The sequence below is a fragment of the Paenirhodobacter populi genome (assembly GCF_004022215.1).
GTDB lineage: Bacteria > Pseudomonadota > Alphaproteobacteria > Rhodobacterales > Rhodobacteraceae > Rhodobacter > Rhodobacter populi.
Window position 1 is genome coordinate 122,265 of the sequence record NZ_SAUZ01000013.1, and the last position, 13,881, is coordinate 136,145.

The following is a 13,881-nucleotide window of genomic DNA, read 5'->3' on the forward strand; positions in this document are numbered from 1 at the left end:
GTGGCCGCTGCCCTGTCCGCACCGGCCGCCGCGCAGCAGGGTCCGATGCCCGCGCCCGATACCATAACCGCCGACGAAGCGCACCGCGTCGCGATCGAGGCGCTGAAGCGCGCGCTGACCCTTGCGGGGCGCGAGGACTGGGTCTTTGCCCGGGCCGAGGCCAAGGCCGCCGGTCCGGTGGCCGTGGACATCATCGAATGGCACCGGCTGCGGGCCGGCGCCGGCACGTTCGACGACTACCGCGCCTTCGCCACCCGCCACGCCGACTGGCCGGGGATGGACCTTCTGCGCCGCCGCGCCGAAAGCACGCTGACCGAGGCTCCGGCCGCGAAGGTCGTGGCCTGGTTCGCCGGCGCGATGCCGCAGACCGGGCAGGGGGCGCTGACGCTGATCGCCGCGCTGCAATCCGAAGGCCGTCACGCCGAGGCGCGGCAGACCGCGCGCAACGTCTGGCGGTCGCTGAAGCTGACCGAGGCCGAGGAAACCGCCTTCCTCGCCCGTTACGGCGATCTCGTGGCGCCTTATCATGCCGACCGGGCGCAGGCGATGCTGGACCGGGGCGAAACGGCGCAGGCGCAACGGCTGGTGCCGCTGCTGCAACCGGGGCCGCGGGCGCTGAGCTCGGCGCGGATCGCGCTTCAGCGCCGCATGGGCGGCGTCGACCGGCTGATCAACGAAATCCCCGAGGGGCTGCGCAATTCGGCTGGGCTGGACCGCGACCGCACCGTCTGGCGCTGGCGCAACAGCATGGAGGATGGCGCGGCGGATATCCTGCTCGACCGTTCGACGGATGCGCAGAACCTTGGCGATCCGGCGATCTGGGCCACGGTGCGCGGGCAGCTGGCGCGGTTCTACATGCGCAAGGGCGATCCGCGGCTGGCCTACAAGATCGCGGCGCGGCACCGGATGCAGCCGGGTGGCGGCGACTGGGCCGATCTGGAATGGCTGGCGGGCTATGCGGCGCTGAAGCTGGGCGATGCGCCCGTCGCGCTGGAACATTTCACCCGCGTCGCCGATCACGTCCGCAGCCCGATCAGCACCGCCCGCGCCGCCTATTGGCAGGGCCGGGCGCTGGAGGTCATCGGCCGGGTGGGCGAGGCGCGCGAGGCCTTTCGTCAGGGCGCGCGCTGGCAGACGGCCTACTACGGCCTCCTCAGCGCCGAACGGCTGGACCTGCCGCTCGACCCGGCGTTCAGCCAGCCGACCGTGCTGCCCGACTGGCACGACGCCGCCTTCACGCTGAGCGACGTGCATCAGGCGGCGCTGATGCTGCACGAGGCCGGGGCGCAGGATCTGGCCCGCCGCTTCCTGCTGCATCTTGAGGAAAGCCAGCCCGCCGACCAGATCCCCCCGATGGCCGCGCTGGCCGAGGATTGGGACGATGCCTATCTGGCGCTGAGCCTTGCCAAGCGGGCGGCGAATGCCGGGGATGTGCTGGTGTCGGCCTATTATCCGATCCCGGCGCTGACCACCGACGATCTTGGCGTGCCCGAGGAGCTGGCCCTGTCGATCGCCCGGCGCGAAAGCGAATTCGACCATACCGTCGTCAGCCACGCGGGCGCGCGCGGGCTGATGCAGCTGATGCCCGGCACCGCGCAGCTGATGGCGCCGGCGATCGGCGAACCCTATGAGCCCGCGCGCCTGACCTCGGATCCGACCTACAACGCGCGGCTCGGCGGGGCCTATCTGGCAAAGCTCAGGGCGGAGTTCGGCACCTCGCCGGTGCTGGTCGCGGCGGGCTACAACGCCGGGCCGGGGCGGTCGCGCCGCTGGATCGTGGAGCAGGGCGATCCGCGCCTGCCCGATGTCGATGTGGTCGACTGGGTCGAGATGATCCCCTTCACCGAAACCCGGAACTACGTGATGCGGGTGGCCGAAAGCCTGCCTGTCTATCGCGCGCGGCTGGGTGAGCCCGATCAGGGGCCGGTCCGCTTCACCGAGGAACTGCGCGGCACGCCGCCCGCCATCGAGGCCGATACGCAACCCCCGCCCGAGACGGTGATCCCCACCGGCGCCCCGGCACCGCAGGCGCCGCTCAGTCCTTCTGCGCCATGAGGATCTGGCGGGCCTTCACCCGCGCCCGCCAGATGGTGAACAGCCCCGCGCCCACGGTGATCGCCGCGCCGATGGCGACATGCAGATGCAGCACATCGCCAAAGGCCCACATGCCGAGGATCGAGCCCCAGACCAGTTGCAGATAGGCGATGGGTTGCAGGGCCGATGCCTCGGCCATCTCATAGGCGCGGATCATCAGATAGTGGCCCGACGTCGCCGTCAGGCACAGAAGCGCCATCCAGCCCCAGTCGCCCAGGCTCATCGGTTCCCAGAAGAACATGCCGCCAAGCGTGGCAAAGACGACGCCCACGATCCCGGTCCAGAAGAACGAGACGATCCCGTCGTCGCTATGGCCGACATAGGCCGTCAGCAGCGCATAGGCGGCGAAGATCACCGCGCTCAGCAGCGGGATGACGGCGCCCATGGTGAACAGCCCCTTGCCGGGGTCGAGGATGATGATCACGCCGACGAACCCCACCGCGATCGCCGTCCAGCGCCGCCAGCCGACCTTTTCGCCCAGAACCGGCCCGGACAGAGCGGCGACGATCAGCGGATAGCAGATGAAGACCGAATGGGTGTTGATCAGCCCGTTCTGCACGAAGGAAAAGATGATGACGTAGATCTGCACCACCAGCAGGATGCCGCGCAGCGCCTGCAGCCAAGGCCGCTTCGCCCGGATCGCATGGCGCAGCCCGCCCCGCGTCCGTGCCGCCATCGCGATGACGAACAGCGCAAAGAACCAGTAGCGGATCATCACGATCATGTAGGTATTGTAGGCCTCGGACAGATGGCGCGAGATCCCGTCCTGCATGGCAAAGATGAAGGTGACCGCCACCATCATCATCACGCCCTTGCGCGTATCCTGTTGGGTCATGCCAGAACTCCCCGGCTCATGTGTCGTTTACCGGCGTATCCCGGCGCGCGCTCGACCGCAAACCCGGCGGCCGTCAGGGCGCGGCGCACGAAGCCCGCGGCGGTATAGGTGGCGAAGGTGCCGCCGGGCGCGGTATGGCGGGCGACCTCGGCCAGCAGATCCGCACCCCACAGCTCGGGGTTCTTCGCCGGGGAAAATCCGTCGAGGAACCATGCGTCCGCCCGGCCCGGCCAGAGGGGCAGGGTATCGCGCGCGTCGCCTTCGATGATCTCGGCGCTGACCGGCCCCAGCGTGAAGCGCCGTTCCCCCCGCGCCCATGCGGCGATCATCGGCGCGGCGAAGGCATGCGCCTCCGGAAAGGCGGAAAGCGCGCGGTCCATCTCATCCCCCGACATCGGGAAGGCCTCGAAAGAGGTGAACTGCACCGGCACATCCCCCGCCGCGATCGCCACGGCGATCAGATTCAGCCCGGTGCCGAAGCCCAGTTCCGCGATCCGAAAGCCGGGCCGGAACCGCGCGGGCAGCCCGTTGCCCTCCAGAAACACGTGCCGCGTTTCCGCAAGCCCGCCGGCAAGGCTGAAATACGGATCGTCGAAGCGCGTCGAAACGGGCGTGATGCCATCGCGCCAGTCAAGCGCGGCGGGGCTCTGGTCAGGGCAGGTCATCGGAGGTAGTCCGTGGGGGGCGGGCGGAATGTCCGTGACGGGCCGCTTAGTCGAAAGGACACGGAATTGGCAAGGGCTGACAGGATCACGGTCCGGGGAGGCGGCATTTTCGGCCTTGCCTGTGCCTATTCCGGCGCGATCCGTGGCGCGCGGGTCACGGTGGTAGAGCCACGCCGAATCGGCGCGGGCGCCTCGGGCGGGACGGTGGGCGCGCTGGCGCCGCATGTGCCGGAACAGTGGAATCCCAAGAAACAGTTCCAGTTCGAAAGCCTGCTGATGGCGGCGGATTTCTGGGCGGACGTCGCGCGGCTCGGATCCGATCCGGGTTATGCGCGGCTCGGCCGGATCCAGCCTCTGGCGGATGCGGATCAGGTCGCCCGCGCCCATGCCCGCGCGATGGGCGCCCGCGATCACTGGGGTGAGGCCGCCGTCTGGCGCGTGGCGGAGGCGGCGGAGTTCCCCTTTGCCCCCCTCTCGCCCACCGGGCTCGTTGTCCACGACAGCCTCACCGCGCGCATCGCGCCCCGCACGGCCTGCACGGCGCTGGCGCAGGCGGTCATCGCCTTGGGCGGTCAGATCGTCCCCGAGGCACCGGACGAAGGCGCGGTGATCCACGCCACGGGGCACGAAGGGCTGGCCGATCTGTCCCGCGCCTTCGGACGCCCTGTCGGCAACGGGGTCAAGGGGCAGTCGGCGCTTCTGCGGCTCGATCCCGGCGCGGTGCCGCAGGTCTATGCGGACGGAGTCCATATCGTGCCGCATGCGGATGGAACGGTGGCGATCGGCTCGACCTCCGAACGCGACTTCGCCACCCCCGACAGCACGGATGCCCAGCTCGATGCCCTGATCGCCAAGGCCCGCGCGATCTGCCCCGCGCTGGCCGAGGCCCCGGTGACCGACCTCTGGGCCGGCGTCCGACCCCGCGCCCGGACCCGCGCGCCGATGCTCGGCCCCTGGCCCGGCCGCCCCGGCCATTTCATCGCCAATGGCGGGTTCAAGATCGGCTTCGGCATGGCGCCCAAGGTCGGCGCGGTCATGGCCGATCTCATCCTCGAGGGCCGCGACGCGATCCCCGCGGGCTTCCGGGTCGAGGACAACCTCTGACCCTTCCCATCGTGTTTCCATAAATATCCCGGGGTGAGCCGGGAGAAAGCGGCCTTCCGGTGGAAGGACGCCCCGGCGAACGCGCGGCCCGTGGCCGCGCCGGCCTGGAACGCGCGAGGGGGCTGGCCCCCTGCTACCAGCGTTTCAGCGCGTCTTCATCCGCCTCTTTCGCGGCGATCCAGTTCTCGCCGGTCGGGCCGATCTCCTTCTTCCAGAAGGGGGCGCGGGATTTCAGATAATCCATCAGGAATTCGGCGGCCTCGAAGGCGGCCTTGCGGTGACGGGCGGCGGTGGCGACCATCATGATCTGCTCGCCCACGGCGAAACGTCCGTAGCGGTGGATCACCAGCACGTCGGTCAGCGACCAGCGGGCCACGGCCTCCTCGGCGATCGCGGTCATCGCGCGTTCCGTCATGCCGGGGTAATGTTCGAGTTCCAGCGCCTGCATCTCGCCGCTGTCGTTGCGCACGATGCCGGTGAAGGTGACGATGGCGCCGGCCCCGGCACCGCCGAAACCGGCCAGCTCGGCGGCGGAGTCGAAGGGGGCGGACTGGACGGCGATGCGCATCTCAGCCCCCCGTCATCGGCGGGAAGAAGGCGACCTCGCGCACGCCTGCCAGAGGCGCCGAGAAATCCGACAGCTCCTGATCCAGCGCCACCCGCAGCGCCGAGAGGTCGGCGAAGGCGGCGGCATAGCGCGGTTCGCGGGCGCAAAGTTCCTCGACCAGATCGGCGACGGTGGCGGCCGAGGTGGTGATGCTTTCGCGCGGCAGGCCGATCCTTTCGCGCACCCAGGCGAAATAGACGACCTCGATTCCGGCTGGCTCAGTCATGGTCCGAATCCCGCAAGAAGGGCAGCGCCTTGCGGAAATAGTCCCAGCCGGTGATCGCGGTCAGGATCGCGGCGATCCAGATCAGCAGCAGCCCGACGTGATTGGCGATGTCGGCGGGCGACAGGCCGGTGGGCAGGTCGCCCTCGCCGGCGCGCGGCGCGCGGCCCTTTTCCAGATAATCGAGCCCGGTCGCCAGAAACAGCACCGCGATCGCCACCATCTGCGCCGTGGTCTTCCACTTGGCAAGCTTTGTGACCTTCAGCAGCCCCGCCTGACCGCGCAGATATTCCCGCAGGCCGGACACGAATACCTCGCGGAACAGGATCAGCGTGGCGGGCAGGATCAGCCATGGGTTCATCCCCGAATAGCCGGTCAGCACCATGATGGCGATCACCACCATCGCCTTGTCCGCGATCGGGTCGAGCATGGCGCCAAAGCGCGATTCCTGCTTCCACAGCCGCGCCAGATAGCCGTCGAAATAGTCGGTGATCGCCGCGCCGATGAACAGCGACAGCGCCAGCCAGTCGGCCCAGGGACGGTGGAAATACAGGAACATCACCGCCACACCCGGGGCGGCGAGCAGGCGAAGCACCGTCAGCGTATTTGGCAGGGTCCATTTCATGCGCGCACCCTACCCTTGCCCCGGAGGAAGGGGAAGGGGGTTAGCGGACCGGGTCGGCATAGTCGTGGACGCGGCCCTTCCAGTCCGTCACCTTCCATGTGCCGGGGACCGGGCCGGGGGCGAAATGATCCGCGGTGATCGGCACCTTGCCGTAACCGCCCGGAATGTCGAGCACATAGGTCGGCACCGCCGCGCCCGACAGATGCCCGCGCAGGCCGCGCACCAGCGCCCGCCCCTCGTCGATCGTGGTGCGGAAATGCGAGGTGCCGCGTGCCAGATCGCAATGGTGCAGGTAATAGGGCTTCACCCGGATGTCCTGCAACGCGCGGAACAGCGCCACCAGCGTGTCGTGATCGTCGTTGATCCCGCGCAGCAGCACCGATTGCGTCAGCATCGGAATGCCGCCGTCCACCAGCCGGGCGATGGCGGCGCGGCCCTCGGGCGTCAGCTCCTGCGCGTGGTTCGTGTGCAGCACCACCCAGACCGAGGGGCGCTGCCCCCGCAGCAGATCGACCAGCGCCGGCGTGATCCGTTCGGGCGCGACCACAGGCACGCGGGTGTGAAAGCGCAGCGTCGTCACATGCGGAATGGCCGAGATCCGCGCCAGCACATCCGCCAGCCGCCGCTGCGACAGCGTCATCGGATCGCCGCCCGTCAGGATCACCTCGCGGATCGCCGGGGTGCGCGCGACATAGGCCAGCGCCTGTTCCAGCGCCTCTTCCGGCAAGGGCCCGGTCCCGCCCACCGTCTCGCGGCGGAAGCAGAAGCGGCAGTAGACGTCGCAGGTCTTGGTGACATGCAGGATCACCCGGTCCGGGTAGCGATGCGTCAGGCCGGGGGCGGGGGAATGGGCGGCGTCGCCGATCGGATCGATCAGCTCCTCGGGGCGGGTGCGCAGCTCCTCCGCCGTCGGCACGAACTGCCGGGCGACGGGATCTTCGGCCCCGGTAATCGCGTTCCGCATCGCGGGGGTGATCCGCAGGCGGAAATTTTCCGACACCTCGCGCAGGGCGGGCATCTGGGCGTGACGCACCAGACCTTCGCGCAGAAGATCCTCTGGATGGGTCAGGGCGGTGCGGATCGGGCTTGTATCGTTCATGGCGGTGGTATCGGGAAAGCGCCCGCGACTGTCAATCACACGTCCCCGTGTTCTGGTGGCCCGTGTTGTGGGGAGCTGTGTTCAACGGGCCGTGAGAAAGGCGGAAAGCCCGCGTCCGCCGCCTATTCTAGGGGACCGAGGGACGGAACAAGACCAAGAAGGAACCGAAGTGACCAGACCGCCCGGACATTATCCGATGCTCGACGGCATGCGGGGCTATGCCGCGCTGATCGTGATGCTCTACCATTTGCAGCATTTCTTCGGCGACCGGCTGCCGGTGGGCAACGGCTTCCTCGCCGTCGACCTGTTCTTCATGATGAGCGGCTTCGTCATCGCGCTGAGCTGTGAGACCCGCCTGCGGGAGGGCGAGATCCGCTTTCGCGGGTTCCTGCGGCGGCGGTTCCTGCGGCTGTATCCAGCCTATCTGGCGGCGACGCTCTTTGGGCTGGTGGTGGCGCTGATCCTTGCGCGGCAGGGGGTTGAGGTAGCCGCGGCCTTCGCCTCGGCGCTGCTGATGCTGCCCGAGCTGATCCTGCGCGGGGCGGACGGGCCGTTTCCGCTGGTCCCGCCCGCATGGTCGCTGTTCTACGAATTCTGGGGCAACCTGTTCTATGCGGCGCTGGCGATGCGGTGGCGCACCCGCACGCTGGCGGTGACGGTGGCGGGGGCGCTTGCGGTCTATGTCGCGGCCACGCAGATCGGCGGCACGTTCGAGCTGGGCGTCGGTTACGCGAACCTGTTGCCGGGGATCGCGCGGTTCTGGTTCGGCTTCGGGCTGGGGGTGCTGATCTGGCGTTGCCGCGCACGGCTGCCCGATCCGGGCCGGGCGGCGGTGCCGCTGCTGCTGGCGACGCTGGCCTTCGGCGCGGTGCCAAAGGTCGACGCGCTGCGGTTCCTGTGGGTGGCGGTGGTGATGCCGATGGGCCTGATCGCGGCGCTGCGGATGCCGCTGACCGGGCGCGCGGCGGCGGTCACCGCGCATCTGGGGCGGATGTCCTATCCGCTTTATCTGCTGCACTGGCCGGTGATGGAGCTGGTCGTCCATCTGGCCGAGGGGTCCGAGGGCGTCCGGGCATGGACCGATCCGGTGCTGGGCCTGACGATCGTGGCGGTGTCCTGCGCGCTGACGGTGATCCTGACCTATGGGGTCGAGCCGTGGCTGCGCCGGGCGCTGGATCGGATCACAGCTTGTCGTTGAAGAAGTTCCAGATCGTCTCCGCCATCGCCTGCGAGATGCCGGGCGCCTCTGTCAGATCGGTGACGCCCGCGCGGCTGACCGCCTTGGCCGAGCCGAAATGCTGCAACAAGGCCCGCTTGCGGGTCGCGCCGATGCCGGGGATCTCGTCCAGCGGGTTGACCATCTGCGCCTTCGCCCGTTTCGCGCGGTGGGCGCCGATGGCCCAACGGTGCGCCTCGTCGCGCAGGCGCTGAATGTAATACAGCACCGGGTCCTGACGCGGCAGGGCGAAGGGACGCTGGCCGTAGCGGTAGAATTCCTCCTTGCCCTGATCGCGGTCGATCCCCTTGGCGACGCCGACCATCGGGATATCGGTCACGCCCATCTTTTCCATGATCTCGTGCACCGCCGAAACCTGCCCCGCGCCACCGTCGATCAGCAGCAGGTCGGGCCAGATGTCGGTCTTGCGTTCGGGGTCCTCCTTCAGCAGGCGGGCGAAGCGGCGGGTCAGCACCTCTTTCATCATGCCGAAGTCGTCGCCGGGGGTGAGTTCGTCCCCGCGGATGTTCCATTTGCGATACTGGCTTTTCAGGAAGCCGTCCGGCCCCGCGCAGATCATCCCGCCCACGGCATTGCTGCCCTGAATGTGGGAGTTGTCGTAGACCTCGATCCGCCCGGGCGGTTTAGGCAGGCCGAAGGCCTCGGCCACGCCCTTCAGCAGCCGCGCCGTCGCCGCCGATTCCGACATCCGCCGGGCAAGGCTTTCGCGCGCGTTGCGCAGCGCGTTTTCGACCAGTTCGGCCTTTTCGCCCCGTTGCGGCACGGTGATGTCCACCCGGTGGCCCGCCTTGCCGGTCAGCGCGTCCTGCATCAGGTCGGCATCCTCGATCGCATGCGACAAGAGGATCAGGCGCGGCGGCTCCTTGCGGTCATAGAACTGGCCGAGGAAGGCTTCGAGGATTTCCGCCTCTTCCGCGCCCGATCCGGTGCGGGGGTAGAAGTCGTGGTTGCCCCAGCTTTGATGTGCGCGGATGAAGAAGACCTGCACGCAGGCCTGCCCGCCATCCATGTGGAGCGCGATCACATCCGCCTCGGCGACGCCGCGCGGGTTGATGCCCTGCGACTGCTGCACCGTGGTCAGCGCCTGAATCCGGTCGCGCAGCGCGGCGGCCCGTTCGTATTCCATCGCCTCGGATGCGGTGTTCATCTCCTGCGCCAGATCCCTCTGGATCGAGGTGGTCTTGCCCTGCAGGAACCGTTCGGCATCGGCGACGGTGCGTTGATAATCCGCCTCGGCGATCTTGCCCACGCAGGGGGCGGAGCAACGCTTGATCTGGTATTGCAGGCAGGGCCGGGTGCGGCTGGCGAACATCGCATCCGAGCAGTTGCGCAACTGGAAGACGCGCTCCAGATGGTTGAGCGTGCGGTTCACCGCCGCCGCGCTGGCGAAGGGGCCGAAGTAGCTGCCCTTCACCGTGCGCGCGCCGCGATGCTTGCGGATTTCCGGAAAGGGCGTCGACTTGTCGATCAGGATGTAGGGGAAGCTCTTGTCGTCGCGCAAAAGCACGTTGTAGCGCGGCTTGAGCTGCTTGATGAGGTTCTGTTCCAAGAGCAGCGCCTCGGTCTCCGTGCGCGTCGTCAGGAACATCATGTAGGCGGTTTCGCGGATCATCCGGTCGATCCGCCCCGAATGGCCGTTGAGCCGTGCGTAGCTGGACACCCGCGCCTTCAGGTTGCGCGCCTTGCCGACGTAAAGCACCTCCTGCCGGTCGTTCAGCATCCGGTAGACGCCCGGAGAACTGTCCAGCCGCGAGACATAATCCGCGATCAGCGCATGGCCGCGCAGCCGCCGGGGGGCGGGGTCGGTGACATCTGGCTGGTCGGGATCGGAGCTGTTCATTTTACCTTTTGTTAAGATTTTGATTCCCCCTCTGGCTGCAACCTTCCGGGGGCGAGTTCAAGGATAAAGGCATCCACCGTTTCTGTGGATAACTCTGTTGGGAAGTTTTGGAGATCGCGAAATTATCCTTGAATCATTGGCCCTTCCTTGAACGGCCTAATTTTTGGGCAACCGCGTAGGCATTTGATATTTCAGGATATTTTTTTGACGTTTTTGCAACCCCCTGAATCCATTGAAAGAATCGTATCAGATTTGTTACGGTTTCGTGAGGGGTGGACAACCTGTCGCAACGATCCCGTCGACGGCGGATTTTCGCCTTACTCGGGGCCCAGCACATCGGGGGTTTTCCAGCCCAGATGCTGCCCTCCGTCGACGCAGAGGAGTTGCCCGGTCACCGCCACCGCATCCAGATAATAGCCAAGCGCGGCACAGATATCGGAAGGGTCGGCCCCCCGTTCAAGGATCGTCGCGGCGCGCTGGCGGGCGAAGTGATCGGCGGACTGGCGGTCGCCTTGCAGCGTCGGTCCGGGGCCGATGGCGTTGACCCGGATCTCGGGCGCCAGAGCCTGCGCCGAGGTCCTGGTCAGCGACCACAGCGCCGCCTTGGCAAGGCTGTAGGTGATGAACTCGGGCGTCGGTTTCAGCACCCGCTGATCGACCATGTTGACGATGAGCGAGGTGGCGCGCGGCTCTCCGCCCTTCCGGTCGGCCTTTGGCGCCTGCCGGGCAAAGGCCTGCGTCAGCACGAAGGGCGCCCGCAGGTTCGATCCGATGTGGCGGTCCCAGCTTGTCCGGGTCGCGCTGTCCAGATTGTCGTATTCGAAGATCGAGGCGCTGTTCACCAGCACGCCGAGCGGCCCGCCAAGCGCCTCCGCCGCCTGTCCGACCAGCGCCTGCGTCTGGTCTTCGTCCAGCAGGTCGGCGGTGACGACCCCGGCGGTGACGCCAAGGGCGCGGGCCTCGGCGGCGGTGGTCTCGGCCTCATGGCGCGATCCGTGGCAATGGATCGCCACGTCATGGCCGCGTCCCGCCAGATACAGCGCCATCGCCCGGCCAAGCCGTTTTCCCGCGCCGGTGACGAGGGCCTTGGGCATGTTCATCCTCCTCGAAGTTTCTGGCTCAGGATTTCGGGGTCTTGCCGCAGGGACAGGGGCCGGGGCCGATCCGCGGGCGGCCGCAGGCGGAACAGCGCCCGCGCCCCCGTATCACCCGCCGCTTTGCCGCCGGGACCCAGTATTTGGCAAAGATCGCAAGGACCGCCATGGCGATCAGGAACAGGGTCATGATCTTGATCAGCATGGTGCCCCCTAAAGCCCGTAGCGTGCGCGGATGGCGCGTTCCTCGGCCTGCGCGATGATCGCCTCCGCCGCCTCGGTGCCAAGGCCCGATCCGAAGGCCGCGCCGATCCGGCGCAACAGCGAGCGTCTTTGTCCGTAGGGGATCAACGCCACCTTGTCGCCGTAAAGCGCCTTCAGCTTCGGCACCGCATGACCGATGCCGTCGATCAGCCCGGTGGCGATCGCCTGCCGGCCGGTCCAGACCTCGCCGGTGAACAGGTCGCCTTCGGCGAGCTTCGGCCCGCGCCGGCTGGTCACCCAGTCGCGGAAGCTGACGTGCATGTCTTCGAGCAGGCGGGTGAGGCGTTCGACATCCTCGGGCTTTTCCGGGCGGAACGGGTCGAGGAAGCTTTTCGAGCCGCCCGCCGTATGGACGCGCCGCTGGATCCCGTGGCGGTCGATGAACCCGTCGAGCCCGAACCCGGCCGAGATCACCCCGATGGAGCCGACGATCGAGGTGCCGTCCGCCCAGATGTCATCCGCCGCGCAGGCGAGCCAGTAGCCGCCCGAGGCCGCCACATCCTCGACGAAGGCATGGACCGGGATGCGCTTTTCATCCGCCAGCCGGCGGATGCGCGCGGCGATCAGCGAGGACTGCACCGGCGATCCGCCGGGCGAATTGATCAGCAGTGCCACGGCATCCGGGCGGCCGCGGGCGAAGGCGCGCTCGATCAGCGGCGCGAGGGCCGCGTCGGACAGGCCCGCGGCACCGGGGCGCGTGGCGCCGATGACGCCGTGCAGGCGCAGCACGGCCACCCGTTTCTGGCGGGGGCGGAAGCGGGCGGGGAGGAGGCGCAGGATATCCATGCGACCGATTTAGGGGCCCCGGGCGGGCGCGGCAAGCGCGCAGGCGGTGGCGGCTCGACTTTCGTGCCGAACGGGGGCAGTTTGGCCTTTCGATCCCGGACCGGAGGTTCCCATGTCCCTGCCAGACGGCGCGATCCGCATCACCCTGCCCGACGGGGCGGAACAGGTCCTGCCCGAGGAAACGGCGGTGGCGCTGGTCTATGACGGCACGACGCAGGCGGTGATGATGGCGACGCCCGCCGATCTGGAGGATTTCCTGATCGGCTTCGCGCTGACCGAGGGGCTGATCGAGGCGCCCGGCGAAGTGTCGGGGGTCGAGGTGCTGGAGCAGCCGCGCGGGATCGAGGCGCGCGGCTGGCTGGCCGCGGGCGCCGGGCTGCGGTTCATGGAACGGCGCCGGGCGATGGCGGGGCCGGTGGGTTGCGGATTGTGCGGCATCGACAGTCTGGAACAGGCATTGCGCCCGCTGACGCGGGCGCCCCGCGCCCCCTTCGGGGGCGAAGAAGGGGGGGCGGCTTCGGCCGGGCTGACGCCCGACCTCGCCGCGCGGGCGCTTGACGATCTGCGGGCGGGGCAGGTGCTGAAGGATGCGAGCCGCGCCACCCATGCGGCGGGGTTCTGGGTGCCCGATGCGGGGATCGTGGCGCTGCGCGAGGATGTCGGGCGGCACAATGCGCTGGACAAGCTGGTGGGGGCGCTGGCGCGTCAGGGGATCGACCCGGCGCGCGGGGCGGTGGTGATGACCTCGCGCGTGTCGGTCGATCTGGTGCAGAAGGCCGCCGTCGCCGGGGCGGGCGCGCTGATCGCCCCCTCGGCGCCGACCTCGCTCGCGGTGCGGGAGGCCGGGGCGGCGGGGCTGCGGCTGATCGCGCGGGGGGCGGCCGGGTTGACGGTTTTCGCCACCGGGGCGTGAGCGACTGGAACGAAACCGAACCCTTGTGCGCGTGGAGAGGGAGGAGGGGGCGCTGCCCCCTCTTGGCCTGCGGCCAATTCACCCCCGGGATATTTAAGGAAAGATGAAAGGCAGAAAGGGGCTTTGCTGGTTTGAAATGCGCTTTCAGCCGCCGGTCTTCGCCCGGTCGAGTTTCGCGCGCAGCTCGGACGCCTCGCGGCGGGCGTCGCGCAAGCCGTCCATCGCGGCGCGGAGTTCCGCCTCGGTCTGGGTCAGCTGGTTGGTCAGCTCCGCCTCGCGCGTTTCCATGTAGCCAAGCGCCTGATCGCGCGTTTCCTCGGCCTCGTGCAGGGCCTGCGCCATCTGTTCCAGTTCGCCCATATCCGCCTTCGACACCCGCGTCAGGCGGTGCATCAGCCATGACGAGAACCAGCCGAGGCAGAAGAAGACAAACAGGATGATCGCCGTGGCGATGACGAATTCGGTTCTGTTCATGGGCGGTCCCTGTCGTCTCGG

Annotated in this window: 15 protein-coding genes; 4 read left to right on the plus strand and 11 right to left on the minus strand. The window is 68.4% G+C overall.

Annotated elements, in window-relative coordinates; translation table 11 throughout:
• Positions 1-45 precede the first annotated feature (45 nt).
• Positions 46-2,055: a lytic transglycosylase domain-containing protein gene (locus tag D2T30_RS12275; protein ID WP_128209101.1), complete on the plus strand. Its 2,010-nt coding sequence runs from the start codon at positions 46-48 to the stop codon at positions 2,053-2,055.
• On the opposite strand, the gene D2T30_RS12280 is transcribed toward D2T30_RS12275, so the two are convergent.
• Together D2T30_RS12280 and mnmD are read right to left on the minus strand one after the other, a co-directional pair.
• Positions 2,036-2,929: a DMT family transporter gene (locus tag D2T30_RS12280; protein ID WP_128209102.1), complete on the minus strand. Its 894-nt coding sequence runs from the start codon at positions 2,927-2,929 to the stop codon at positions 2,036-2,038. The genes D2T30_RS12275 and D2T30_RS12280 overlap by 20 nt on opposite strands.
• Positions 2,926-3,594, minus strand: a complete 669-nt coding sequence (mnmD, locus tag D2T30_RS12285; protein WP_128209103.1) for a tRNA (5-methylaminomethyl-2-thiouridine)(34)-methyltransferase MnmD — start codon at positions 3,592-3,594, stop codon at positions 2,926-2,928. Before mnmD ends, D2T30_RS12280 begins: the two co-directional genes overlap by 4 nt.
• A gap of 66 nt (positions 3,595-3,660) precedes the next feature.
• Between mnmD and D2T30_RS12290 the strand changes: the two genes are divergently transcribed.
• A complete protein-coding gene (locus D2T30_RS12290) occupies positions 3,661-4,698 on the plus strand; it encodes an NAD(P)/FAD-dependent oxidoreductase (RefSeq protein WP_128209104.1) in 1,038 nt (345 codons plus the stop codon).
• A 133-nt stretch (positions 4,699-4,831) separates the two neighbouring features.
• Here D2T30_RS12290 and D2T30_RS12295 read toward each other — a convergent pair whose 3' ends face one another.
• Genes D2T30_RS12295 through D2T30_RS12310 form a run of 4 tightly spaced genes read right to left on the minus strand, consistent with a single transcriptional unit; the run spans position 4,832 to position 7,252 of the window.
• Positions 4,832-5,266, minus strand: a complete 435-nt coding sequence (locus D2T30_RS12295) for a molybdenum cofactor biosynthesis protein MoaE (RefSeq protein ID WP_128209105.1) — start codon at positions 5,264-5,266, stop codon at positions 4,832-4,834.
• Position 5,267: 1 nt separating this feature from the next.
• A complete protein-coding gene (gene moaD, locus D2T30_RS12300; RefSeq protein ID WP_128209134.1) occupies positions 5,268-5,513 on the minus strand; it encodes a molybdopterin converting factor subunit 1 in 246 nt (81 codons plus the stop codon).
• Positions 5,514-5,523: 10 nt separating this feature from the next.
• A complete protein-coding gene (gene pgsA / locus D2T30_RS12305) occupies positions 5,524-6,153 on the minus strand; it encodes a CDP-diacylglycerol--glycerol-3-phosphate 3-phosphatidyltransferase (RefSeq protein WP_128180307.1) in 630 nt (209 codons plus the stop codon).
• 40 nt (positions 6,154-6,193) lie between these two features.
• Positions 6,194-7,252, minus strand: a complete 1,059-nt coding sequence (locus tag D2T30_RS12310; RefSeq protein WP_128209106.1) for a lysine-2,3-aminomutase-like protein — start codon at positions 7,250-7,252, stop codon at positions 6,194-6,196.
• A gap of 169 nt (positions 7,253-7,421) precedes the next feature.
• Between D2T30_RS12310 and D2T30_RS12315 the strand changes: the two genes are divergently transcribed.
• Entirely contained in the window at positions 7,422-8,450 is a 1,029-nt protein-coding gene (locus tag D2T30_RS12315) for an acyltransferase family protein (RefSeq protein ID WP_164884294.1), read from the plus strand.
• On the opposite strand, the gene uvrC is transcribed toward D2T30_RS12315, so the two are convergent.
• The 4 genes from uvrC to D2T30_RS12335 all read right to left on the minus strand — a co-directional run bounded on the left by uvrC (position 8,434) and on the right by D2T30_RS12335 (position 12,473).
• Entirely contained in the window at positions 8,434-10,329 is a 1,896-nt protein-coding gene (uvrC, locus tag D2T30_RS12320; RefSeq protein ID WP_128180313.1) for an excinuclease ABC subunit UvrC, read from the minus strand. The two genes, D2T30_RS12315 and uvrC, sit on opposite strands and share 17 nt — an antisense overlap.
• A gap of 317 nt (positions 10,330-10,646) precedes the next feature.
• Positions 10,647-11,423, minus strand: coding sequence for an SDR family oxidoreductase (locus D2T30_RS12325; protein WP_128209108.1), 777 nt, complete (start codon positions 11,421-11,423; stop codon positions 10,647-10,649).
• A 25-nt stretch (positions 11,424-11,448) separates the two neighbouring features.
• On the minus strand, positions 11,449-11,628 hold the full coding sequence (locus D2T30_RS12330) for a hypothetical protein (protein ID WP_128180317.1): 180 nt from the start codon (positions 11,626-11,628) through the stop codon (positions 11,449-11,451).
• Positions 11,629-11,636: 8 nt separating this feature from the next.
• A complete protein-coding gene (locus tag D2T30_RS12335) occupies positions 11,637-12,473 on the minus strand; it encodes a S49 family peptidase (protein WP_128209109.1) in 837 nt (278 codons plus the stop codon).
• Between the two features lie 112 nt (positions 12,474-12,585).
• Between D2T30_RS12335 and D2T30_RS12340 the strand changes: the two genes are divergently transcribed.
• Entirely contained in the window at positions 12,586-13,386 is an 801-nt protein-coding gene (locus D2T30_RS12340) for a formate dehydrogenase accessory sulfurtransferase FdhD (RefSeq protein ID WP_128209110.1), read from the plus strand.
• A 144-nt stretch (positions 13,387-13,530) separates the two neighbouring features.
• Here the strand turns inward: D2T30_RS12340 and D2T30_RS12345 are convergent, their stop codons facing one another.
• Positions 13,531-13,860 carry a hypothetical protein gene (locus tag D2T30_RS12345; RefSeq protein ID WP_128180322.1) on the minus strand — a complete coding sequence of 110 codons (330 nt, stop codon included), beginning with the start codon at positions 13,858-13,860 and terminating at the stop codon, positions 13,531-13,533.
• Between the last annotated feature and the right edge of the window lie 21 nt (positions 13,861-13,881).